This window comes from Lentilactobacillus sunkii DSM 19904 (genome assembly GCF_001435575.1).
GTDB lineage: Bacteria > Bacillota > Bacilli > Lactobacillales > Lactobacillaceae > Lentilactobacillus > Lentilactobacillus sunkii.
Window position 1 is genome coordinate 136,034 of sequence record NZ_AZEA01000001.1, and the last position, 21,922, is coordinate 157,955.

Annotated in this window: 23 protein-coding genes and 1 other annotated feature; of the genes, 4 read left to right on the plus strand and 19 right to left on the minus strand. The window is 40.5% G+C overall.

What is annotated here, in order from left to right:
* Position 1: 1 nt before the first annotated feature.
* The 16 genes from FD17_RS00685 to FD17_RS00760 all read right to left on the minus strand — a co-directional run bounded on the left by FD17_RS00685 (position 2) and on the right by FD17_RS00760 (position 16,767).
* Positions 2 to 583, minus strand: coding sequence for a YqeG family HAD IIIA-type phosphatase (locus FD17_RS00685; RefSeq protein WP_331334169.1), 582 nt, complete (start codon positions 581 to 583; stop codon positions 2 to 4).
* A 15-nt stretch (positions 584 to 598) separates the two neighbouring features.
* On the minus strand, positions 599 to 955 hold the full coding sequence (gene rplT, locus FD17_RS00690) for a 50S ribosomal protein L20 (RefSeq protein ID WP_054768958.1): 357 nt from the start codon (positions 953 to 955) through the stop codon (positions 599 to 601).
* Between the two features lie 51 nt (positions 956 to 1,006).
* Complete coding sequence (gene rpmI, locus FD17_RS00695) at positions 1,007 to 1,204, minus strand: 50S ribosomal protein L35 (RefSeq protein ID WP_056981245.1); 198 nt, start codon at positions 1,202 to 1,204, stop codon at positions 1,007 to 1,009.
* 33 nt (positions 1,205 to 1,237) lie between these two features.
* Entirely contained in the window at positions 1,238 to 1,747 is a 510-nt protein-coding gene (gene infC, locus FD17_RS00700) for a translation initiation factor IF-3 (protein WP_057822742.1), read from the minus strand.
* A gap of 38 nt (positions 1,748 to 1,785) precedes the next feature.
* Positions 1,786 to 1,923: a sequence feature (ribosomal protein L20 leader region), on the minus strand.
* A gap of 88 nt (positions 1,924 to 2,011) precedes the next feature.
* Complete coding sequence (gene thrS, locus FD17_RS00705; RefSeq protein ID WP_057822744.1) at positions 2,012 to 3,955, minus strand: threonine--tRNA ligase; 1,944 nt, start codon at positions 3,953 to 3,955, stop codon at positions 2,012 to 2,014.
* A 332-nt stretch (positions 3,956 to 4,287) separates the two neighbouring features.
* Positions 4,288 to 5,247: a primosomal protein DnaI gene (dnaI, locus tag FD17_RS00710; protein ID WP_057822746.1), complete on the minus strand. Its 960-nt coding sequence runs from the start codon at positions 5,245 to 5,247 to the stop codon at positions 4,288 to 4,290.
* 6 nt (positions 5,248 to 5,253) lie between these two features.
* The gene (locus FD17_RS00715; RefSeq protein ID WP_057822748.1) at positions 5,254 to 6,648 is read right to left on the minus strand and encodes a replication initiation and membrane attachment family protein; all 1,395 of its coding nucleotides are present in this window, start codon (positions 6,646 to 6,648) and stop codon (positions 5,254 to 5,256) included.
* Entirely contained in the window at positions 6,649 to 7,137 is a 489-nt protein-coding gene (nrdR, locus tag FD17_RS00720) for a transcriptional regulator NrdR (RefSeq protein WP_057822750.1), read from the minus strand.
* A 14-nt stretch (positions 7,138 to 7,151) separates the two neighbouring features.
* Positions 7,152 to 7,742, minus strand: coding sequence for a dephospho-CoA kinase (gene coaE, locus FD17_RS00725; RefSeq protein WP_057822752.1), 591 nt, complete (start codon positions 7,740 to 7,742; stop codon positions 7,152 to 7,154).
* Positions 7,739 to 8,578, minus strand: coding sequence for a DNA-formamidopyrimidine glycosylase (mutM, locus tag FD17_RS00730; protein ID WP_057822754.1), 840 nt, complete (start codon positions 8,576 to 8,578; stop codon positions 7,739 to 7,741). Before mutM ends, coaE begins: the two co-directional genes overlap by 4 nt.
* A gap of 25 nt (positions 8,579 to 8,603) precedes the next feature.
* Complete coding sequence (polA, locus tag FD17_RS00735) at positions 8,604 to 11,255, minus strand: DNA polymerase I (protein ID WP_057822755.1); 2,652 nt, start codon at positions 11,253 to 11,255, stop codon at positions 8,604 to 8,606.
* 100 nt (positions 11,256 to 11,355) lie between these two features.
* Positions 11,356 to 12,078 (minus strand): Bax inhibitor-1/YccA family protein, encoded by a 723-nt coding sequence (locus FD17_RS00740; RefSeq protein WP_057822757.1) that lies wholly within the window; start codon positions 12,076 to 12,078, stop codon positions 11,356 to 11,358.
* Between the two features lie 143 nt (positions 12,079 to 12,221).
* Entirely contained in the window at positions 12,222 to 13,553 is a 1,332-nt protein-coding gene (murC, locus tag FD17_RS00745) for a UDP-N-acetylmuramate--L-alanine ligase (RefSeq protein WP_057822759.1), read from the minus strand.
* 25 nt (positions 13,554 to 13,578) lie between these two features.
* Positions 13,579 to 15,747, minus strand: a complete 2,169-nt coding sequence (locus FD17_RS00750; protein WP_057822761.1) for a DNA translocase FtsK — start codon at positions 15,745 to 15,747, stop codon at positions 13,579 to 13,581.
* Positions 15,748 to 15,768: 21 nt separating this feature from the next.
* Positions 15,769 to 16,407, minus strand: a complete 639-nt coding sequence (gene ytpR / locus FD17_RS00755; protein ID WP_057822763.1) for a YtpR family tRNA-binding protein — start codon at positions 16,405 to 16,407, stop codon at positions 15,769 to 15,771.
* A gap of 24 nt (positions 16,408 to 16,431) precedes the next feature.
* Positions 16,432 to 16,767: a thioredoxin family protein gene (locus FD17_RS00760; RefSeq protein WP_057822766.1), complete on the minus strand. Its 336-nt coding sequence runs from the start codon at positions 16,765 to 16,767 to the stop codon at positions 16,432 to 16,434.
* Between the two features lie 129 nt (positions 16,768 to 16,896).
* Here FD17_RS00760 and FD17_RS00765 point away from each other — a divergent pair, with 129 nt between their 5' ends.
* A complete protein-coding gene (locus tag FD17_RS00765) occupies positions 16,897 to 17,208 on the plus strand; it encodes a hypothetical protein (protein ID WP_057822768.1) in 312 nt (103 codons plus the stop codon).
* Here the strand turns inward: FD17_RS00765 and trmB are convergent.
* Genes trmB through FD17_RS00780 form a run of 3 tightly spaced genes read right to left on the minus strand, consistent with a single transcriptional unit; the run spans position 17,198 to position 19,823 of the window.
* Complete coding sequence (gene trmB / locus FD17_RS00770) at positions 17,198 to 17,839, minus strand: tRNA (guanosine(46)-N7)-methyltransferase TrmB (RefSeq protein ID WP_057822769.1); 642 nt, start codon at positions 17,837 to 17,839, stop codon at positions 17,198 to 17,200. The two genes, FD17_RS00765 and trmB, sit on opposite strands and share 11 nt — an antisense overlap.
* A gap of 26 nt (positions 17,840 to 17,865) precedes the next feature.
* A complete protein-coding gene (locus FD17_RS00775) occupies positions 17,866 to 19,089 on the minus strand; it encodes an ABC transporter permease (RefSeq protein WP_057822771.1) in 1,224 nt (407 codons plus the stop codon).
* Positions 19,086 to 19,823, minus strand: a complete 738-nt coding sequence (locus tag FD17_RS00780) for an ABC transporter ATP-binding protein (protein WP_057822773.1) — start codon at positions 19,821 to 19,823, stop codon at positions 19,086 to 19,088. The genes FD17_RS00775 and FD17_RS00780 overlap by 4 nt, the downstream gene beginning before the upstream one ends.
* A gap of 126 nt (positions 19,824 to 19,949) precedes the next feature.
* Here FD17_RS00780 and FD17_RS00785 point away from each other — a divergent pair, with 126 nt between their 5' ends.
* The 3 genes from FD17_RS00785 to FD17_RS00795 all read left to right on the plus strand — a co-directional run bounded on the left by FD17_RS00785 (position 19,950) and on the right by FD17_RS00795 (position 21,688).
* Entirely contained in the window at positions 19,950 to 20,378 is a 429-nt protein-coding gene (locus FD17_RS00785) for an HIT family protein (RefSeq protein ID WP_057822775.1), read from the plus strand.
* A gap of 2 nt (positions 20,379 to 20,380) precedes the next feature.
* A complete protein-coding gene (locus FD17_RS00790) occupies positions 20,381 to 20,686 on the plus strand; it encodes a hypothetical protein (RefSeq protein WP_057822777.1) in 306 nt (101 codons plus the stop codon).
* Positions 20,687 to 20,803: 117 nt separating this feature from the next.
* The gene (locus tag FD17_RS00795; RefSeq protein WP_057822779.1) at positions 20,804 to 21,688 is read left to right on the plus strand and encodes a peptidylprolyl isomerase PrsA; all 885 of its coding nucleotides are present in this window, start codon (positions 20,804 to 20,806) and stop codon (positions 21,686 to 21,688) included.
* The last annotated feature ends 234 nt before the right edge of the window (positions 21,689 to 21,922 follow it).

Sequence of the window (21,922 nt, forward strand, 5' to 3'; positions counted from 1 at the left end):
CCTATTTCCAATGTAAATCCGGATATTTTTTAGATAGTTTATTCCATACAATTTTTTCAAAGTAACGGTTGATTGTCGTATTCCAAGCATCATCACGTACAAGTGGCCTCACAAGGATGCTTCGCACACCACAGCTGTTGGCAGCGACAACATCAGTCATCAATTGATCGCCGATCATAACGGTATTTCGCTTTTTCAAATTAAATTTCTTTAACGCAAGTCGAATACCAATCGTTAACGGCTTCATAGCACGAGGAATGAAAGGCAGTTCATAATTCTGCACAGCCTTCTGAATCCGCTTGTGGCTGTTATTAGAAACAACAATAACCTTAATGCCATATTTTTTATTTTCTGATAACCAGTTGCGCAATGCCTCGGAACCTTTTTTAGAATTCCAGGGCACCAACGTATTATCTAAATCGGTTAGAACACAGTTGATATTATGATCCAACAAGAATTGAGGGGAAATCGTGTAAATATCTCCGATCATCCATGTCGGTTTAAATCGAGACAACATATGTCGCTCCTTAAATATAGTAAATTTATTTAAAAAAACTTCCACCAAACTATCGGTGAAAGTCATTTTAGCACATCAAAATTACTTAAGTACCTTTTTAGCTTCGTCTGTAAGTGCTTTGAAAGCATCTGCATCATTAACAGCTAAATCAGCAAGCATTTTACGGTTCATGTCAATATTGGCAAGCTTCAAACCGTGCATAAATTGGCTGTAGCTGAGGTCGTTAAGACGTGCAGCAGCGTTAATACGCGCGATCCAGATCTTACGGAAGTTACCCTTGTTGTTACGACGGTCACGGAATGCATAAACTTGTGACTTCATGACTTGGTCTTTGGCAGTCTTGAATAAACGAGACTTTCCACCGCGGTAACCCTTAGCTAATTTTAAAACACGCTTACGACGTGCATGTGTGACTGTTCCACCTTTTACTCGTGGCATTTTGAATTCCTCCTATATTTTAAAAAAGTAATAATGAATGTATAGTTGATTTTATAGATGTGGCAATAACTTTCTGTAAGTCTTGATGTTAGTTTTGTCCATCATACTAGTACCACGAAGTTGGCGGCGTTGCTTCTTTGTCTTACCGTGGAAACGGTGACTTGTGTAAGCATTGGCACTCTTAAATCCACCGTTGGCAGTTCTCTTAAAACGTTTTGCTGCAGCACGGTTAGTTTTTTGTTTAGGCATTGGTAAAAATCCTCCTCAAGTATTTAACAACTATTATTTTTGATCTTGGTCTTTTGGAGAAAGCATTAAGAACATGCTTCTTCCGTCCATCTTTGGTCGTTGAGTAACGGCAGCAACATCAGCCGTTTCAGCAGCCATCCGGTCGAGAACTTTTCGGCCAATATCCTTATGGGTAATGGCACGTCCTTTAAATCGAATTGATACACGAACTTTTTCGCCCTTTGCCAAAAACTTCTTGGCATTCTTCAACTTGGTGTTAAAATCGTTCACATCAATTGTTGGGCTTAGTCGGACTTCCTTGACACTGATGACTTTTTGCTTCTTACGGGATTCACGTTCCTTTTTCTGTTCCTCGAAACGATACTTCCCATAATCAAGAATCTTTGCAACTGGTGGTTTGGCTTTCGGTGCAACCAGGACAAGATCCAAATCAGCGTCTTCAGCTAACTGAAGCGCTTCTGACTTAGTCTTAACACCAAGTTGATCACCATTAGCACCAATCAAACGAACCTCACGAGCACGGATTCCATCATTAACCATCATATCTTTTGCTATGGTACTTCACCTCCGAATAATTTGAAAAAGCAGAAAGAGAGCGGGCACAGAATTGCGCCCGCTCTCAATTAAAGACCTTGGATAACCAAGTTCTTACTCGATATCATGCCCAGCAAACTTAGAAATTTACTCAGGCGAGAAGCGGGTAGCTCCTGCTTTCATTTGAACAACTATTAAATAATATCATCTAATCACTTATATGTCAATGGTGAACAATTCACCCGGTTGATAAGTGATCTGCTGTAATCAATCCTAATCTTCGCGTGAATATGAAGCAATATCTTTGGATACTTCATCGATAAAGTCTGGAACAGACTCTGACTGTGTATCCTTTTCACCATATTTACGTACTGAAACACTGTTGCCACTGACTTCTTCATCACCAACAACCAACGTATATGGAATCTTGTGGGTCTGAGCATCACGAATCAGATAACCCATCTTTTCTGCACGGGTATCAACTGATGAACGGATCTTCAATGCACGAAGCTGTTCGTTGATCTTCTTAGCATAGTCAAGATGTTTATCTTGGCTGACAGGGATAATCTTAACTTGGTGTGGAGCCAGCCAAGTTGGGAATGCACCCTTATAAATTTCAGTCAGGTAGGCAACAAATCGCTCCATGGTTGAAACCAAGCCACGGTGAATCATAACTGGACGGTGTTGCTTACCATCTTCACCAATATAATGAAGATCAAATCTTTCAGGCAACATGAAGTCAAGTTGGATGGTTGACAATGTTTCTTCGTTACCAAGTGCGGTCTTAGTTTGAACATCAAGCTTTGGACCGTAGAATGCAGCTTCACCTTCTGCTTCGGTGTACTTCAATCCCATTTCGTCCATGGCACCCTTGAGCATGGTTTGAGCCTTTGTCCACATCTCGTCGTCATCAAAGTACTTTTCAGTGTTCTTTGGATCACGATAACTCAAACGGAACGTATAATCGTTGATGTCAAAATCGTGATAAACGTCAACCATGAGGTTCAAAATGTTCTTAAATTCTTCTTGGATTTGGTCAAGCGCAACAAATGTGTGACCATCGTTCAAAGTCATTTCACGAACTCGTTGAAGTCCTGATAAGGCACCTGATTTTTCGTAACGGTGCATCATCCCAAGTTCAGCGATTCTAAGTGGAAGTTCACGATATGAACGGATATGGTGGTTATAAATTTGAATATGGCTTGGGCAGTTCATAGGACGCAGTTCAAGCATTTCGCCATCACCCATGTCCATTGGTGGGAACATATCTTCACGATAATGTGCCCAGTGACCAGATTGTTTATAAAGGTCAAGGTTGGCAAGCACTGGTGTGTAAACGTGTTGGTAACCGTTGTCGACTTCCTTGTCGACGATATAACGTTCGATAGTTCTTCTGATTGTGGCACCATTTGGCATCCAGTATGGGAGTCCGGCACCTACTTTAGGGTCAACGAAGAACAGATCAAGTTCGTTACCAATAACCCGGTGATCACGTTCATGGGCTTCTTTACGCTTTTCAAGATCGGCATCCAATTCCTTTTGTTTGTTAAATGCTGTTGCGTAAATCCGTTGCAGCATTGGGTTGGATGACTTACCCTGCCAGTATGCACCGGCAACTGAGAGTAACTTGAAGATTTTAACTTTTCCGGTTGAAGGTAATACAGCACCTTCGGCAATTGACTTAAAGTCGCCAATTTCGAAGAATTTAACTTTACCGTCAACTTCGTTTTCTTTAACTAATTCGGTTTGGTATGGATCATCGCCGGCAGCCTTGGCAGCGTCAGCAGCACTCAGAAATACAACCTTGATAGGTAAATCCTGTTTAATAATCTTGTGCATGGACTGGCTTAAGCTTTCCAACTGATCAACACTGATTTGGGTATCCGGTTTGTCGGTATCAACAAAGAATCCATCCTCATCGGCATCACTTTCGCCAAAATGAATATTGTCAAAACCGTTGGCAATTGCCATCTTTAAAATTTGAGCTGCAGTAGCTCGTAAAACACTCAAACCATCAGTACTGTCTGAAGTGATAATTTCAATCTTACCACCCTTGTGTAAAGGCTCATCGTTATTGACAAGCTTACCGTCCAATTTTGCTGCAACGGCTTTTTTACCTAAACTTACGGCAATTGACTTGGCAATATCTTCTGAAGTAACGCCATCATCAAACTGCTTAACACTACCATCTGGAAATTCAAATGAAAGTTGTGACATATCTCTTACTCCCTTTATATTTTAATTGGAGCCACAAAAAAAGTCCCTGATATACTAATAAAGTATATCAGGGACGCAATTAGCGCGGTTCCACCCAAATTGGATTTTTGGATACAAATATCCAAAAAGCTCTCAAGTGGCTGCTAACGGTACCGACCGGGAAAGCATTATCCGCAATCCATTCTCAAAGAGTGGTAACAATTAATTTCTAAACAAACGGTCTTGCAGGCTAGAACCGTTCTCCCTGTGATGAGAAGTAATTGTCATGTCTCTTTGATTCATTGACATTTAGTATAGAGTTGACTTTGAAAAAAGTCAATCAATTTTGCAAATTAAACGGGCCGCCGGTTCTTTCCAGTCATTTCAACCTCACGAGACAGGAATTTAATTCGCTGCATCAGCCGTTTTGCTTTCAACGGTTCATCGTCACCTTTCTGGTTAATCCGCAGATGTTCCTGTTCAAGTTGTTTCATCGAGAAATTGGATGTAAAGAACGTTGGTAATTGCTGTTGCATCCGATATTCCAAGATAACTCCCAAAACTTCATCACGAACCCATGATGACATTGAATCGGCTCCAATATCATCAATCATTAAAACCGGTGATTTTTTGATCACATCGATTTTTTCAGTCACCGTGTTATCGGTAATTGCCGACTTCATCTCGACGGCAAAACTTGGAAAATGAACCATCGTTGTTTGAATATTATTATCTGCGAGTTCATTGGCAATCGCACCGGTTAAATACGTTTTCCCGACCCCAAATGGGCCATATATGTACAATCCCGGATGGAATGTTTTAGGATCAGCCTTCATTTGATCAATAAAATTTAAAGCCATTGACAACGCTGTGAACCTGGCTGGATCCGGATTACTGGGATCTGCTCCTTCGAACTCGGCAATTCTGGCATTCTTAATATCCTTTGGCATCGAGACCGTTCTGATCCTCCGTGCCAAGGATTGGTTACGCTGCTTTTCAATGACTTCAGGAGAAGCAGTATACGAGATATCAATCAGATGGTCATTAATGACTAATTGCGGAAGGTATCCGGGAGCAAATGAACGTTTTTTCTCTTTGATCTGATTCTTGACGTTCATATATTCGTAAAGCTTTGAAGCGGATCGGTCAACCGCATCATCTGCAAGTTCATCTCGATGATCACTGAGAAATTGAGCAATTTCAGGATCATTTTTGATTTGATTGATAATCTTTTTAAACCCTTCGCTGACATTACCGCCTTTAAACTGACGATCCTGCATCAATTTTTTGACAAAGTCACTTACTTTTTCCATTTAATCTCACCTACTTCCCGGTTTTTTTAATTTATCCAGTTGTTCTTTTAATTGCTTTTTCTGAGCTTCTGTCAGCTGAGTTGTTGGCTTTGGGCCTGATGTTGAAGCCTGATCGTCTTTTGCCCAGTCAGGCAAAGTCTCCTTAACATTGACTTTGCGTTGCTTGTATTTTGAAGCACGTTTTTCAGCCTGCTTTTTCAATTTAATTGGGCGTTCCTTAATTTCGTTGATCGCTTTTTCAGCATCGATAATATCATGTTGTGACCAGTCATCGGCGATGGTTGACATAAGGTTTTTATTAAGGGTCGAGCGGTTCTCATCAACCAACAGATAATAGATCAGAATATTGATCACTTCGTTGGGAAGCGCACGCAAATTAACAAGTTCGCTTAGCGTCCGCTGTTCGCCACTTGTCACGATCCCATGCTTTTGTTTTTTAATCTGCTGTAGGAATACAATCGGCGCGGTCTTTTTACTGATTTCAATCAGTTGGTCAGTTGCGTTATCAGTACTTCCTGAAGTCGCTTTGCGAGGAGAAGATGTGGGCTTTGGCTGAAGCTCCACTGTCCCCACCTGTTGTTGGCTGAAATTATCAACAATAATTGCCTTTAACTGACTCTGGTTAAGTTGATTGGTACTGAGATTGGTCGCCTTTTGAATCAGTTTAGCCATCTGAATTTCGTCAATTCCGTAAAGCAGATGTTCAGACAGAACTAAATCACGAGCAGCTTTGACACTGTTTTCATCAACGTATGAATTCTCAAGCATGCTTAAAAGAAGCCGAAAATCAAAGTGATTACTGTCGGGCTCAAAACTGCTTGGATCGATATTTCCGGCTGACTGGACAACTTTTTGTTTGGCGTCGTTCACAAAACCAGGAATTTGCTTAATCAGATTTTGGGGAACATTAAACAGATCCAGCAATGAAGCTGAAATGTTCGTTGTGTCACCTAAATCAGGCGGTGTTGCAACTAATCGATCAACAATTTGTTGATAAGTCACTTCGCCCACTTTGCCTAACAGAATAATTGACAAAATATCCGTGCGTAAAAACTGTTCAGCAGTCAGTGGAAGATTCATGGAATAAATCAATACATCAGGTTTTTTGGCAGACACAAGTGTGTTAATCAGTTTAACGGCTTCAAGCTGTTTTCTGATATCCACAAGATCTTCAATTTTGCAATTGAGCATACTCTGAATTTCATAATGTTTGTGCAGCACCAACTGATTATGGTCATCCAGGCTCATCGACCACAGCAGATCATACAATGCCAATGCCTTTTCACCAATAATTGGTTGGTACAAGTTGGTAAGGACACTGTGATCTATGCTTCGGTTAATGTGGGAATTGGTAATCAGATATTTTGTATCAGGAGTTAACTTATCGAAAGGATTTTCCATTTACTTTTCCTCCGAGTTATCCTGATTCTTTTTCTTATCCTTTTCCATAATTTCTTTGAGCTCTTTATAAAATACCGACATATCTTTAAATTGGCGATAGACACTTGCAAAGCGAATATAGGCAATCTCGTCCAAATTCACCAAATCTTCCATCACAAATTCACCAATTTGCTGGCTGGAAACTTCATTTTCACCTAATGATCGCAGCTTGTTTTCGACCCGGTCAACCAAATTCGTAATTGCATCCATAGAAACCGGGCGTTTTTCTGCCGATCTGACAATTCCTTTTAATAATTTTTCTCTGTTAAATTCTTCACGGTTCCCGTTTTTCTTCACAACCAACAACGGTGTTACTTCAACCCGCTCAAAGGTTGTAAACCGAAAACCACAGTGTTCACATTCTCTTCTTCGTCTAATAACCCGGCCATCATCTGTTGGCCGGCTGTCGACAACTTTGGAGCCATTGTATCCGCAATGAGGGCATTGCATGGCATTCACCTCGTCTATTTCATTTCGTTTGCCAACCATTTATCAACTTGTGTCAGCGTTGTAGAAACTGTTCCTGAGTTATAAATAATTGTATCAGCCAAATCGCATTTTGTCTGCATTGGCCATTGGTTTTTAATTCTTGTATTTGCTTCAACGATACTAAGTTTATTGCGTTTCATCAATCGGTGCAACTGGGTGACCGGATCGCTATATACAACAATAACTTCATCAACCAAATGCGCATAACCATTTTCAAATAGCGTTGGCGCGTCCAACACAGTTAATTCATCGTCCTTGTAGGTTTCAAGCTGTTTAAAAATTTCATCTCGGATAAATGGGTCAATCGTTCGGACCAATGCTTTCAAATCATTAGGACTATTGAAAACAATTTGACCCAGTCCACGTCGGTCCAATGAACCATCGGGTAGCAGAATTTGCCTACCGAAAACTCGAACCAAAGCTTTAAGTCCTTCAGTCCCCTTTTGTTCTACTTTATGCGTGACCAAGTCGGCATCGATAATTGGAATTCCCTGTTGCTGCAAATAGTCACTCACCAGTGATTTCCCGGTTGCAATTCCACCAGTCAAACCAATTAATTTTGTCATTTTTTAACACCACGCAATGGCTGACACTTTGGGCAATAATGAGTTCCCCGCTGAGCCAGTTTAATTTTTACAATCTTGGTTCCACACCTTGGACAGGGTTCGCCTTCTCTGCCATACACATTTAACTGGTTTTGGAAGTTTCCCGCCTCGCCATAAGCTGTGGAGTAGGAATGGACTGTGGTTCCATGACCGGCAATGGCTTTATTCAGTTCGGCAATAATACTTTTCCGTAATAATTTAATTTTTGCCAAACTAATAGTATTCACCGGTTGCTGGGGATTAATTTTACTCAACCACAACACTTCATCAGCGTAAATATTCCCTAATCCGGCAATATTACTCTGGTCCAACAAAAATGGTTTGACGACTTTGTGACTTTTAGCAAATATTTTCTTCATATAAGCAACTGTTAAGTCGTCTTCTGTAGGTTCGGGGCCAATCGTCTTCAACCCGGCAACCTGCATTTCGGTACCGGTATCCACCAGGTTCATTCGACCAAATTTACGGGTATCGTTATATCGTAATTGGCGACCATCCGTTAAATGAAAAATAATGTGGGTATGCTTGTCAATTGGTGAGCCCTCAGGTTCAACGTCATACTTCCCTTCCATCCGCAAATGGGAGACAATCGTTAAATTATCGCTCAGCCGGATAAAAAGATACTTTCCCCGCCGATCAATTTTCATAATTTGTTTCCCACGAAGAGCAGCTTGAAATTCTTCAGGTGAAACATTAATCATTTTGGGATATAAGACATCGACCGTTTGGATCGTGCTACCCTCGACTAACTGGGTGAGCCCACGTCTAACAGTTTCAACTTCAGGTAATTCAGGCATTGCAGATCCCCCAATTTAGCTTAATTTATTTTGCATCATACCAGGTTTTGCCCCAGTGACTTTCAACTTTTAGCGGCACATGTAATTTGATTGCCGAATCCATGACACTTGGAATCAACTTTTTGACGGTTTCCATTTCTTCATCCGGAACCTCAAAAATTAATTCATCATGCACCTGGAGCAACATCCGAGTTTTCATCTCTTTAATTGCATCCGCCATATTGATCATGGCAATCTTAATAATATCTGCCGCACTCCCTTGGATAGGCGTGTTCATTGCAGTACGTTCAGCAAATGAACGCAGGTTGAAACTCTTGGAATTAATATCAGGCAGGTAGCGGCGTCTGTGAGCAATGGTCTCAACATAACGATGGTTTCTGGCAAACTCTACAATATCTTCCATATACTTTTTCACACCAGGATATTCTTCGAAGTACCGCTGAATGAACTGGTGGGCTTGCTTCCGAGTAATACCGGTATTTTGGGACAGCCCAAAGTCACTGATCCCATAAACAATCCCAAAGTTCACGGCTTTTGCCTGCCGTCTGAGGTCAGGCGTTACTTCTTCATTGGATGGTAGGCCAAAAATTCTTCGTGCGGTGGTGGCATGAATATCCTCACCATTTTTGAAAGCATCCTGCATGTTTTTATCATTGGTGATCGATGCCAAGACTCTCAACTCAATTTGAGAATAATCTGACGAAAAAATCTGCCAACCGGAATGTGATGGAATGAAAGCTTGACGAATCAAACGGCCTTCCTCCGAACGGACCGGAATATTTTGCAGATTTGGATCAACTGAAGACAGCCGACCAGTCTGGGTCAACGTCTGAAGGTATCTGGTATGAACCTTTGAGTCATCTTTGTGGATAACCTTCAACAACCCATCAATATACGTAGATTGCAATTTGGCAATTTGTCGATAATTCAGCACGTTCTGAACAATAGGTGCATCAGGTGCCAACTTTTCCAAAACGTCGACCGAGGTGGAATAACCGGTTTTGGTCTTCTTTAAGATTGGCAAACGCAGCTTTTCAAATAAAATTTTTCCAAGCTGTTTAGGTGAACCAATATTGAATTCTTCACCGGCTTCTTGGTAAATTGTCTGCTGGATTTCTGCAAGTCGTTCTTTGAACTTGCTCCCCATACTTTCCAAGGTTGCCGAATCGACTTTGATCCCATTGATTTCCATGTGAGCAAGAACAAAAGCAATCTTAATTTCAATCTCACGATAGAGCTTGGTTTGATTATGTTCATCAAGATCCTTAAACATTTCGTCGTGAAGCTGATCAATTGCCTTAACCTTGTGAACCATATGAGTAAGAAATTCTGGTGATTCAGTATCGATTGTTCGCTTGGCTCCTTTGCCATAAACCTCTTCATCGGTTTTAACATTGTAGTACCCATGCAGATGGGCTACTGTTCCAACATCATTACTGTTATTAGTTGTATTAAGCAAATACGATACCAGCAGCATATCAAAGTCGACATAGGCTAATTTGATGCCTTGCCGATACAAGCCAACGTAAGTTCGTTTAGCATCAAAAACATTCTTTTTGATTTTGCTGCTTGTTAACAATTTTTTAACATGGTCATTATTGAGTAATTCACAATTATTGGTGACATACCACTTGTCACCTTGACCAAGTGCAAAGCCAACCAAAGGTGAAATATGGTAATTTTCTTCAGACATTTCCAGATGAAAGGAGATTTCATCTTTGAATTGGTCAAGTTCGGTGGCATTGTCAGCCGTCAAAACAGTATATTTAATGGCTTCTTGATCATCAGAGTGATCATCATCGACTGATAATTTGGCTAGAAAAGACTTGAACCCCATTCTCTCATAGAAATCGGTCAGCTTCTCAATATCGTCACCTTGATATTTAAGGTCATCCAAAGAAACCGTAATCGGTGCTTCCCGATTGATGGTTGCCAAAGTGTGGGCACGTTCGGCCTGCTTTTGATCATTAATCAGATGTTCTTTTAACTTTTTCCCGGAAACTTGATCAATATTTTGGTACAAATTGTCAATGGTACCAAACTGTTGAATGAGTTTGAGGGCAGTTTTGTCCCCAACCTTTTCAACACCGGGATAATTATCAGAATTATCGCCTTTGAGACCTTTAATTTCAATGATCTGGCTTGGCTTTACCCCTAATTTTTCTTCAACATGTTTTGGTGTGTAGGTTTCAAGTTCGGTTACCCCCTTCACAGAGACCTGAACAGTTGTCTTGTCTGATGTTAATTGAGTAAGATCTCGATCTCCTGTCACAATGACAACCTGGTAGTCACCAGCTTCTTCAGCTTTTTTCGCCAAAGTCCCAATGATGTCATCAGCTTCATAATTTTTTAATTCGTAAGTTTGAATACCACGGCTGTTAAGCAGCTCTTTGATGAACGGAAATTGCTCCGAAAGTTCGGTTGGCGTCTTTGCGCGGCCACCCTTATAATCAGCGTACATTTCAGTTCGAAAGGTCGTTTTGCCTGCATCAAAAGCCACTAAGACATCGGTTGGCTTCTCATCGGTCAAAACTTTATCAAGCATTCGATTAAAGCCATAAATAGCACTGGTATGCAAACCAGATGAATTCGTAAATTTGTCCATCGCGGTATATAAGGCATAAAAGGCTTTGAAAGCCACACTGTTACCATCGATTAATAATAATTTCTTAGTCATTAACTTCTCCTCTGATGAAAACTATTACTTTAATTTTACCACGACACATAACAAAAAACGATCAACCAAGTCAATGGTTAATCGTTTATCAAAATTTGAATTAACGGTCGTTATTACCGAAAATTGAAAGTAGTTGGATAAATAGGTTCACAAAGTCCAAGTAAAGCTGCAAAGCTCCGAACACAGCCAAACCAGTCATTGATACTTCGCCATTACCAGAATATTGATTATACATCTGTTTCATCTTTTGAGTGTCATAAGCAGTCAAAACTGTGAAAATCAAGACAGCAATGATTGAAAAGACAAATGCGATCAACGTACTACGCAGGAAAAAGTTGATTACCATCGCGATGATTAAAGCAATCAACGCTGCAGTGGCCTGTGCGCCCCAACGATCGAGATTTTTATGTGTTACCAACCCAACAGTTGTCATTGTGATAAAGATTGCAGATGCAGATACAAAGGCAGCGGCAATTGAAGCACCAGTGTACGCCCATGCGATTGTTGCGAAAACGAAGCCACTCAAGATTGAGTATAGCATCAGAACTGTAAAAGCAAGTGTTGGTCGCTTCAAAGCCTGCATTGAGATAATAAATGGTAAAGCAAACCATAAGACGAGCGATCCCAACATCACGCCTCGATGAGCTGCAATGTAAACACCCATACCACCATCAACCGATCCGCTAACCAGAAATGCTGTTGCAGCAGAAACCAAAACGGCTAAACTCATCCAGCCGTACATTTTTGTTAGAAAAGCATTTAATCCGGCCGCGTTATTGACGACTTTCCGAGCTTCCTGTTGTTCATTTGGATAATTGTTCATTAAATCCGCTCCCTTTTGTTTATAAGTTCAAACATTGCATCGATTCAGACACGACATTCATACCTATACTGTTAAGTAATTTTAACAAATAAAAGCCATTAATCAAGCAATTACCACTCAATTAACAGCTTTTATAAGATATCTTAATTAATTTTCTTGCTTAAGTGACTTAATAGATCTTCATACGATTTTTCATATTTCTGAATATCACCAGCACCCATGAAAATGATCACATCGTTATCGTAGTCCAATAGTGGTGACATATTGTCAACGGATAAAATTCGACCGCCCTTGCTGATCTTCTTGGACAAATCCTCACTTGAAACTTTACCGTGACTTTCACGAGGTGAACTGTAGATTTGTGTCAAGAAGACTTCGTCAGCCAAATTCAAACTCTTGGCAAAATCATCCATCAAGGCAATCGTCCGGCTGAAGGTATGTGGCTGGAAGACCACGGCAATCTTCTTGCTAGGATATTCCTGGCGGGCAGCATCAATGGTTGCTTTGATTTCAGTTGGATGATGGGCATAATCGTCAATAATGGTCATGCCGGCAATCTTTCGTTCAGCAAATCGGCGTTTAACTCCTTGGAATGTCTTTAATTCTTTACGAATTTCGTCCAAGTCAACGTCTTCAAAATAAGCAACCGCAATGACCGCTAAAGAATTGAAAATGTTGTGTTCACCAAACAATGGCACAGAGAAGTTACCCAGATCTTTACCCTTGTACGTAACATTGAAGCTTGAGCCGCTGGTTGTTCGTTTGACATCAACAGCTTGGAAGTCATCGGTATCATGCAAACCATAGTAATAAATTGGAACCTTGGCTTTTAATTGGCGAAGACGTTTGTCATCACCCCATGCAAAGATTCCCTTCTTTGTTTGGTTGGCAAACGTTTGAAAGGCGTCTTGAACATCATCAATGCTCTTGTAATAGTCAGGATGATCAAAATCAATATTGGTCATAATGGCATAATCCGGTTCAGTGGCGAGGAAGTGCCGACGGTATTCATCTGCTTCATATACGAAGAATCGTGCGTTTGGAACACCTTTACCAGATCCATCACCAATCAGATAATCGGTTGGTGCAATTCCGGAAAGTACATGGGACAGCAAGCCAGTTGTACTGGTCTTACCATGGGCGCCGGAAACACCAATGCTGGTTTTACCTTTGATGATCTTACCAAGAAATTGGTGATAACGGTAAACTGTCAGACCCATTTCCCGGGACTTCTTGATTTCTGGATGGTCATCAGTAAATGAATTACCAGCAATGACTGTTAAGCCCTCGTGAATATTGTTCTCATCGAAGGGCAATATTTTGATACCCGCTTTTTCAAGACCACGTTGGGTAAATGTGTATTGATCAATATCAGATCCCTGCACTTTTTCACCACGATCATGTAAGATCAAAGCCATTGCGGCCATTCCTGTACCTTTAATTCCGACAAAATGATATACCGTATCTGAATTCATTAGACATCCTACCTATCCCATTATGTTATTTTTGATTATCTTGCGGTGATTCCGGAGCTGGTCCTTTTGTCGTCGGCTTATAGTACACAGTCCGCGGCTTGGAACCCTGTTGCTCTGAAACCAGATCTTTTTCCTGCAAATGATCAATAATGTTTGCAGCTCTATTATACCCGATTGAAAATACCCGTTGAAGCTTTGAAGTAGAAATTGTGTCTTCATTTGCAATATATTTCAAAACTTGTGGCATTAATCGGTCTTGAGAACTTGCTTCGGAACTTGATTTTTTCAAGCTTTCCGGCGTAAACAGATATTTCGGTTCTCCCTGCTCGCGCACAAAATCAATGATTCGATCAAGTTCTTGATTATTAACAAATGCCCCTTGGAGTCTGACCGGCTGGTTAGCCCCACTACCTAGATATAGCATATCTCCACGACCAAGTAAACGTTCCGCACCGGCTGAATCAAGAATTGTTCTCGAATCAACCTGGCTGGAGACCATGAAAGCAATTCGGCTTGGAATATTATTTTTGATCGTTCCGGTTACGATATCCACGCTTGGGCGTTGGGTTGCCACAATGAGATGAATTCCGGCAGCCCGGGCTTTTTGCGTAATTCTAACAATGTAATCCTCTACCTCACTGGAAGCCACCATCATTAAGTCAGCCAATTCGTCAATAATCACAAGAATATAAGGCATTTTGAGCCCATAATCGCCGGAATCATCCGCCTGCTTGTTAAATTGTTCAATATTTTTAGCACCGGCAGCAGCCAATTTTTCGTATCGCTGATCCATTTCCTCAGTCACCCATTTAAGCGAAGCGGCAGCCGTTTTGGGATCAGAAATAACTGGCGAAAGCAAATGGGGGATACCATCATATGGCGCGAGCTCAACAGCTTTTGGATCAATCAACAGTAAGCGTAGATCTGACGGAGTGGCTTTGTACAGCAAGGAAACCAACAGGCTATTAATGAAAACACTCTTACCAGATCCGGTTGCTCCCGCAATTAATCCATGGGGCATTTTTCGAATGTCGGCTGTACGCGGAGTCCCTGATAAATCAACGCCAATTGCAGTCGTCAGAGGGCTCTGACTCTTTTTAAAATGTTCAGTTGAAATGATCTCAGAAAGAACAACTGGTCTCGGCTCGGGATTAGGAATTTCAATGCCGACTGTCGTTTTGCCTGGAATTGGTGCTTCGATTCTAATATCCTTAGCGGCAAGTGCCAATTTTAAATCATCGGTCAGATTGGTGATTCGGCTGACTTTAACTCCCAGTGCCAACTTAACTTGAAACTGGGTAACTGTCGGCCCATTTGTCCAATCCATAACCTGTGCATTGACCTTAAAAGCAGAAAATGTTTGGTTTAAAATATCTGACTGATGTAAAATCCAATCATCAATTGAGTCTGATTCAGTCTCCTGCGGCTTGGAAAGTAATGAAAGCGGAGGGAAATGATACCCACGCTGATTGTTTGAATCAGATTGTGTGTTTATCTGCGAACCTGTGGCATGAGTTACACTCTCATCAAGATTTGGTACATGACTGACCGTTTTTTGTTCTGAAGACTGATCTGTTTTTTTAGTGTGAAACAAAGAAAGGTCAGTTTTGCTGGCCTGCTCTTTGTTGATTATTGAATTGAGGGATTGTCCCAGTCCGTGATGTGCCAAGGATTTTCTGGGTTCCCTGGGTAGTCGTCGAGTCGCAATTTCGTGGTGACTAGAGGAATCATCCACTCGTGGATTCATTGATTGTGGTTGATTTTCAAAATGACTTACCCGATGATTGGATTCTGAAGTGGTGGTGTTATTAACCACTTCGTTTTTTTGCTGATCCTCAATGCTCTGTTCATCAGCCAGGACAATGAGGTCATCATATGTAATTCTCAGCCGACGAGTCAGCTCATCATATAAATGATGTCGTCGACGCTCCTGACTGAGAAAGTAATTTGTTTTGATCTGTTGTTTTCGTTTTTCAGACTTTGACCGTTTTTGCGGCTTAAAGTTCTTAATCTCTTTCAAGAATGCCGGAGTTTCATCCCCATTATCCGAATCTCGTTTAAGAATACTTTTAGCCCGCTTGTCTTGGGTGTCGCCAAAATCCTGTGTTTTTACTTGTTTAATTTCACTTTTTTTGCGCGGGGTTCTTGTAATCCCCTTTTTTCGAAAAAAAGCCGGTCCATCATAATGCTTCATAACTCATCCACCCAAAATTATTTAGTCAAACAAATGCTGTGCTTTTTTGAAATCAAAGGCAGTTCCCACCTGATAGTCATCAGGCAAAATTAACGCACCGGGAACCTGTGGTGCATTCGGCAGTTCCAGTTCACGACCGGAACAAATCATCCCATCACTCTCAACACCACGAAGTTCGCCCGGCCAAATAATTTGACCGTCAGGCATCATGGCACCGCTTAAAGCTACAACGACTTTAATATCTTCGCGCATGTTCGGAGAGCCACTGACAATTTGAAGATCCTTACCTGTTCCAATATCAGTTTTGGTAATTTGCAAATGGTTGGCTTTTGGATGATCCTCTACAGATTTAACGTAGCCGACAACAAACTTAGGCGCATTGTCATATTTAATATCTGCTGGGAAGCCATGCGTGCTTAAATATTGGTTCAGCTTGGCAACCTGGTCTTCAGTTAAATTGACCCGACCATTTTCGTTGACAATTTCGGGAAGAATTTTACTTGCATTTAAAAAGTTGTACCCCAACGTCTGATCGTTATCAGAAGCGAAAATTCGGGCAACATCATCATGAATTGCGACACTTTGTTTGGCTGCATCGGGTTCCATAATTAAAACCATTGTGTCACCGGTACTCTTGGGGTTATAACTTGCAATTAACATTTCAAAATTCCTTCCAACAATCAATTATTTTGCTACAGTACTTGCTAATGAGTTAATAAAGCTCTCAACTTCAGCTTTTGTTTTACGGTCTCCATTATTGAAACGACCAATTTCTTTGCCATCTGAATAAGCAACAAAACTTGGAATACCCATAATGCCCATTTCGCCGGCGAGATCAATGTTCTCGTCACGATCAACCATTAAGAAGGTATATTCTGGATACTCAGCTTCAATGGCGGGCATAGCAGGTTTGATAAAACGGCAGTCAGGGCACCAATCAGCAGTAAAGAACAGCATATACTTGCCCTCTTTAAGCTGGTTTGTAAGATCACTCAAGTTAGTTTTTGGTAAATTTTTCAAAATTATCATCCTTTCACTTACTAATGTATAGTACATTATAGCGCAAGTCGATGCGATTTGGGTTGAGTTTGCTCATCCACCGTCAATATACTAAAGTATACATATCATACTACGAAAACAGGTGAAATTATGAAAAAGCAAACAATCTTATATTCTTTAACACTTGCAGCCCTTGCTGCCGGCACTTATGCTGCTTATAAATCCAGTGCAAAACACGAGAAATATTTAACAGCTATCGTCAAGGATACCAAACATTCAATAGCAATGAAAGGCTATAAATACATGGGCAGCTGGAGTATTTTCCCATCTTCTGATTCCAACACGGCAATTTTTCAATTTGGATTTAATTACCTGGATCAAAATGGCAATCACAAAACTGAAGAATTTTGGATCAACAGTGCAACAAAAGGGCTTGTCAAACATCAGGTTGTTAGTTTGTAAAATGCGCAATCAGCTTATAAATTGGCCCTTTTGGACTGAACTTTTGCTCATATTCAGTTTCAATATTGGTCTCATTTTCTGGTGATTTATGCAGGTCTAACGAAACATAATCGAATTTCATTGGAAAATTGTTCATCGTAACCAATGTGTACTCAAACAACCCGCGATTATCTGTCTTAAATTCAATGTCGCCGTCTTCGACCAAAACATGTTTGTATGTTTTAAGGAAGAGCGGTGATGTCAATCGTCGCTTGGCGTGGCGTTTCTTCGGCCATGGATCGGAAAAATTCAAAAAGATTTTTTTGATTTCATCTTCGTAAAACAATTCGTCCAAATTGGCACCGTCTGTCAATACGAATTGAACGTTTGGTAGTGGATCTTCCATAAAAGTCCGTAAAGCTGTCGCAATGACAGAAGTCTGCAATTCGACACCAATATAGTTAATATCCGGATTGGCCCGGGCGGTTTCAATGATAAATCTCCCTTTGCCAATTCCAACCTCAACATTCAAGGGCTGTTTTTTGGCAAATCGCTGTTGCCATTTGCCCAGCCAGTTTTTGGGATCAGTCACAATAAAGTCGCTGTGGTCTTCGATATATTTATCGGCCCACGGCTTTTTTCTTACACGCATATCATTCTCCTATAAATTATTAATTTTTATCTGATCCGTTCGCTTCTGGCAAGTCGCCTTGGCAGATATACATAGATAAATGCCCAAATTTCAAGTGCTTCTCCAATAATGACACCAAAAACGGTCACTAAACTTGTATAGTTAACCGCGACCACGGCAATGGCAAAGACAACTCCAACGGTCGTCAACAGGTATAACAGGACCCGCTGGAAACTCATCAGTTGATATTTGTCGGTTATCGGATACACATGAACAAACGCATTGTCTGAAAAATGAAAATAAAACGGAATCATTTGGAACCCAATGAGATAAATGAAAAGAAGGCTCAAGAAAATGGGCAGCATCTCGCCTTTGACAAAAACTAAAAGCAAAGTTCCAATGACGAGTAAACGAACGTATAACCCACTCATTTCATTGTCTCTTACAATCCCATGGCCATACAAATACAGATACGTGTTCTTGGGAATAAGCTTGATTCGATTTAAAATACCGTCCACATAGCGTCGACGCTTGACCGACCCTTGCAGCATCGGAACATCGGTAAATAAATTGAAGAATTGATAAACCGTATGCATCCGACTGTTTTCATCCGAAATCATTTTCGTCCAATCAAGCGATCGGGTTACCCAACTTCTGCGGCTAACCCAACTGACGATCAATGCAATTAAAGCTACGGCCAATCCAATCCAGTAATTAATATAGATTGAAAACCCAAAGGAAACAACGGGAACCAACAGTCTAAATAAGAAACGGCTGGAAAGCCACCGTCTCTTCAAATGGTACTTTCTGGCAAAATCCGTATTCAACCAAGTTGTCTTCAAAAGAACAGCGGTGGCCAGCAGCAAATATAGATCGATTGCCGTAACGTGCATTGTGACTTGAATAAATGGCATTAAGAGAATCCAAAACAATACCTGAATACTCAAAGCAATTGATAAGCTGTAATTAAAACCGCTTTTCAAATAATGATAAAGGTCTGCTTCTCTAGGAAGCAGAAAAACGTAATCCGGGGCTTCAATCAAAGTTGCAAAGCGCCCCAGCTGGACGCTGACCAGGAGAATCCCGATAATCACAATCGGGGCCCACCACAAACCTGTATGCAGCTGTTTGAGCGTATTGGAATAGTAATAGCCTAATCCGCCAATTACAAAAAGCAGTGCCAATACAAAATAGTCATTGAAAACTAATCTGAGGTACCGCATCATTTCTTTTAAATGAGTTGTTAAACGCTGCTTGAATAACTGCTTCATGAGGCATCGCCTTCTCTAGCCAACGTCAGGTAAATGTCGTTGAGTGAATCACCGGCTTCAGGGAACAATTTTCGAAGTTCTTCAATGGTTCCTTCGGTTCTAACTTTGCCGTCGTGAAGCAAAACAAAGCGATCACAGTATCGTTGAGCAGTATCAAGCACATGAGTTGACATTAAAATGCTGGCACCCTGCTTTTTTCTTTCAGAAATTAAGTTAAGCAAGTCGTTGACAGCCAATGGATCCAATCCGAGAAACGGCTCGTCGATAATAAAAAGCTTGGCATTCGTCAAGAAGGCACAGACAATCATTACTTTTTGGCGCATCCCTTTGGAGAAGTTATCAGGGAACCAATCAAGTTTGTTGTCCAACCGAAAAAGCTTAAGAAGCTGATGGGCCCGCTCCCAAGCTTGATCCTGGTCAAGGTTGTAAGCCAACATAGTCATTTCCAAATGTTCTTTTAGAGTTAACTCTTTATAAACAATGGGTTGTTCTGGAATATAAGCAATCTGTTCCTTATATTTTTTTACGTCATCATTTAATCCGGTGCCGTTAATTGTAATTGATCCCTTAAAAGGGGTTAATAAACCAATAATATGATTGATGGTTGTTGACTTGCCGGCTCCATTAAGGCCAATCAGACCGACCAACTCACCATCTTTGACGTCAAAGTTGACGTCTTTTAACACTGGCACTTGGGAATAGCCCCCTACCAGATCTGAAACTTTTAAGGACATAGTTTACCTCCATTGCATGAAAAATCTACAAACAAAATTATAACATAGAACATTCGCCATTGAATGAGGCCAAAGGGACATTAATGGTATAATATCATTAGTATTCACAGAAAGAAGGTAGAGATTTTGAAAGATTGCATTTTTTGTAAAATCGTAAGAAATGAAATCCCCAGCTACACTGTTTATGAGGATGATATTGTTAAAGCGTTCCTGGATATTTCTCAAGGAACCCCCGGTCACACTTTGGTGATTCCAAAGAAACATATTGCCAACATTTTTGAGTATGATGAAGAATTGGCAAGCGAAGTCTTTGCACGAATCCCCAAAATTGCCAGAGCCGTTAAAGCTTCCAACCCGGATATTAAAGGCATGAATATTCTGAATAATAACGGTCAAGTTGCCTATCAGTCCGTTTTCCATTCCCACTTCCACTTGGTTCCCCGCTATACCAGCAACGATGACTTTAAGATGATCTTTAAGGATAACTCCAACAAATATTCACCGGATCAGCTGAAATCTATTCAAGAATCAATTGAAGCACATATGGGTGATTAATCATGAAAACTGCTTTTAAAATTTTAGGGGCAACCGCAGTTGTGGCAGGTGCCTATCTTTATTCACGCAAAGAAACGCCAAGTGAGTTTGTTGAACGGGCAAAAACCACGTTTAATGATAAGAAAGAAAAAGCGACTGATTGGAAAACGGCTTACCAAGACTTTAAAACGTCGATGGATCAGTTTAAATCTGAAATGCCACTCCTTGAAAAAACACTTTCCGATATTCAGCGGAATGTGGACGACGCCATGTTTCAGATTCAACCCCGTCTGGATGAAATCAAGAAATACTCCGACAAATTGAAATAAAATCTGAATATTTGTTTAAATTCTTGAGGTCATTATATAAACCAGTCATATTATGTTATTATTATCGAGAACGTTTGCTTTGCAGACGAATACTTTAAGGAATGGATGTGTTTTTGTATGAAAAAATGGCTAATTGTTTTAGCCGGCATTATGATGAGTTTTACCCTTGCAGCTTGTGGCAGCAAAACTGTTGCAACAACCAACGGCGGTAAAATTACTGAAAGTGCTTATTACAGCAGCTTGAAGAGTACTTCAAGCGGTAAGCAAGTATTGCAGCAAATGATCTTAAACAAGGTTTTGGACAAGCAATACGGTAAAGATGTTAAGGACTCACAAGTTAATAGTGAATTTAACAAATACAAGAAACAATATGGTTCATCATTTAACTCAGTTCTTCAACAAAACGGAATGACTGCTTCACAATTGAAGGATTCAATTCGTTCAAATCTCTTATTAAAGCAAGCCGTTAAAGACAACATCAACATTTCTGATGCTCAACTTCAAACTCAGTTCAAGTCATATCAACCAAAAGTCACTGTTAACGAAATCCTGGTTTCAAAGAAAGCCACAGCAAACAAAGTTATCAGCGAACTTAAAAAAGGTAAGAGCTTCTCAAGCTTAGCCAAGAAGTATTCAACTGATACTGCAACTAAGAACAAGGGTGGCCGAATTTCACCATTCGACAACACCAACACTTCACTTGACAGCAACTTCAAAAAAGCTGCGTTCAAGCTGAAGAACGGTGAATACACTAAGACCCCTGTTAAGACTCAATATGGTTACCAAGTTATCCAAATGGTTAACCATCCTTCAAAGGGAACTTGGAAACAACACGAATCTGAATTAAAGGATCAAATCGTTACTGCCAAGATGTCTGACAGCAACACCCTTCATTCAGTTGTATCTAAAGTTCTTAAGAAAGGTAAAGTTACTATCCAAGATAAAGACCTTCAAAACGTCTTGTCAGATTACCTTTCAACAAGTTCATCAAGCAAAAAGTAATTCTGATTTAACTTAAAACTAAATAACAGAACCATTACTTTTGTTGGTTAAAAGCTGAGCTGTCCTCCCCTTCTCTGGGAAAGACGGCTCAGCTTTTTGCTGTATATGAATCTTCCTCAGGTGTGTTTTAACGAATCAATTCTGTTCCAATTGTAGTTATTAAAAAGCCATATATTGATATTTTTCGAAACATCTTCCTGTTATACTGAAAAATATAGCACTGTGTTCTATATT

Bases quoted from the DNA above. Each gene is read 5' to 3' on its own strand.
- FD17_RS00685 (WP_331334169.1), bottom strand. From the start codon at position 583: ATGACTTTCACCGATAGTTTGGTGGAAGTTTTTTTAAATAAATTTACT.
- rplT (WP_054768958.1), bottom strand. From the start codon at position 955: ATGCCACGAGTAAAAGGTGGAACAGTCACACATGCACGTCGTAAGCGT.
- rpmI (WP_056981245.1), bottom strand. From the start codon at position 1,204: ATGCCTAAACAAAAAACTAACCGTGCTGCAGCAAAACGTTTTAAGAGA.
- infC (WP_057822742.1), bottom strand. From the start codon at position 1,747: ATGATGGTTAATGATGGAATCCGTGCTCGTGAGGTTCGTTTGATTGGT.
- thrS (WP_057822744.1), bottom strand. From the start codon at position 3,955: ATGTCACAACTTTCATTTGAATTTCCAGATGGTAGTGTTAAGCAGTTT.
- dnaI (WP_057822746.1), bottom strand. From the start codon at position 5,247: ATGGAAAAAGTAAGTGACTTTGTCAAAAAATTGATGCAGGATCGTCAG.
- FD17_RS00715 (WP_057822748.1), bottom strand. From the start codon at position 6,648: ATGGAAAATCCTTTCGATAAGTTAACTCCTGATACAAAATATCTGATT.
- nrdR (WP_057822750.1), bottom strand. From the start codon at position 7,137: ATGCAATGCCCTCATTGCGGATACAATGGCTCCAAAGTTGTCGACAGC.
- coaE (WP_057822752.1), bottom strand. From the start codon at position 7,742: ATGACAAAATTAATTGGTTTGACTGGTGGAATTGCAACCGGGAAATCA.
- mutM (WP_057822754.1), bottom strand. From the start codon at position 8,578: ATGCCTGAATTACCTGAAGTTGAAACTGTTAGACGTGGGCTCACCCAG.
- polA (WP_057822755.1), bottom strand. From the start codon at position 11,255: ATGACTAAGAAATTATTATTAATCGATGGTAACAGTGTGGCTTTCAAA.
- FD17_RS00740 (WP_057822757.1), bottom strand. From the start codon at position 12,078: ATGAACAATTATCCAAATGAACAACAGGAAGCTCGGAAAGTCGTCAAT.
- murC (WP_057822759.1), bottom strand. From the start codon at position 13,553: ATGAATTCAGATACGGTATATCATTTTGTCGGAATTAAAGGTACAGGA.
- FD17_RS00750 (WP_057822761.1), bottom strand. From the start codon at position 15,747: ATGAAGCATTATGATGGACCGGCTTTTTTTCGAAAAAAGGGGATTACA.
- ytpR (WP_057822763.1), bottom strand. From the start codon at position 16,407: ATGTTAATTGCAAGTTATAACCCCAAGAGTACCGGTGACACAATGGTT.
- FD17_RS00765 (WP_057822768.1), top strand. From the start codon at position 16,897: ATGAAAAAGCAAACAATCTTATATTCTTTAACACTTGCAGCCCTTGCT.
- trmB (WP_057822769.1), bottom strand. From the start codon at position 17,839: ATGCGTGTAAGAAAAAAGCCGTGGGCCGATAAATATATCGAAGACCAC.
- FD17_RS00775 (WP_057822771.1), bottom strand. From the start codon at position 19,089: ATGAAGCAGTTATTCAAGCAGCGTTTAACAACTCATTTAAAAGAAATG.
- FD17_RS00780 (WP_057822773.1), bottom strand. From the start codon at position 19,823: ATGTCCTTAAAAGTTTCAGATCTGGTAGGGGGCTATTCCCAAGTGCCA.
- FD17_RS00790 (WP_057822777.1), top strand. From the start codon at position 20,381: ATGAAAACTGCTTTTAAAATTTTAGGGGCAACCGCAGTTGTGGCAGGT.
- FD17_RS00795 (WP_057822779.1), top strand. From the start codon at position 20,804: ATGAAAAAATGGCTAATTGTTTTAGCCGGCATTATGATGAGTTTTACC.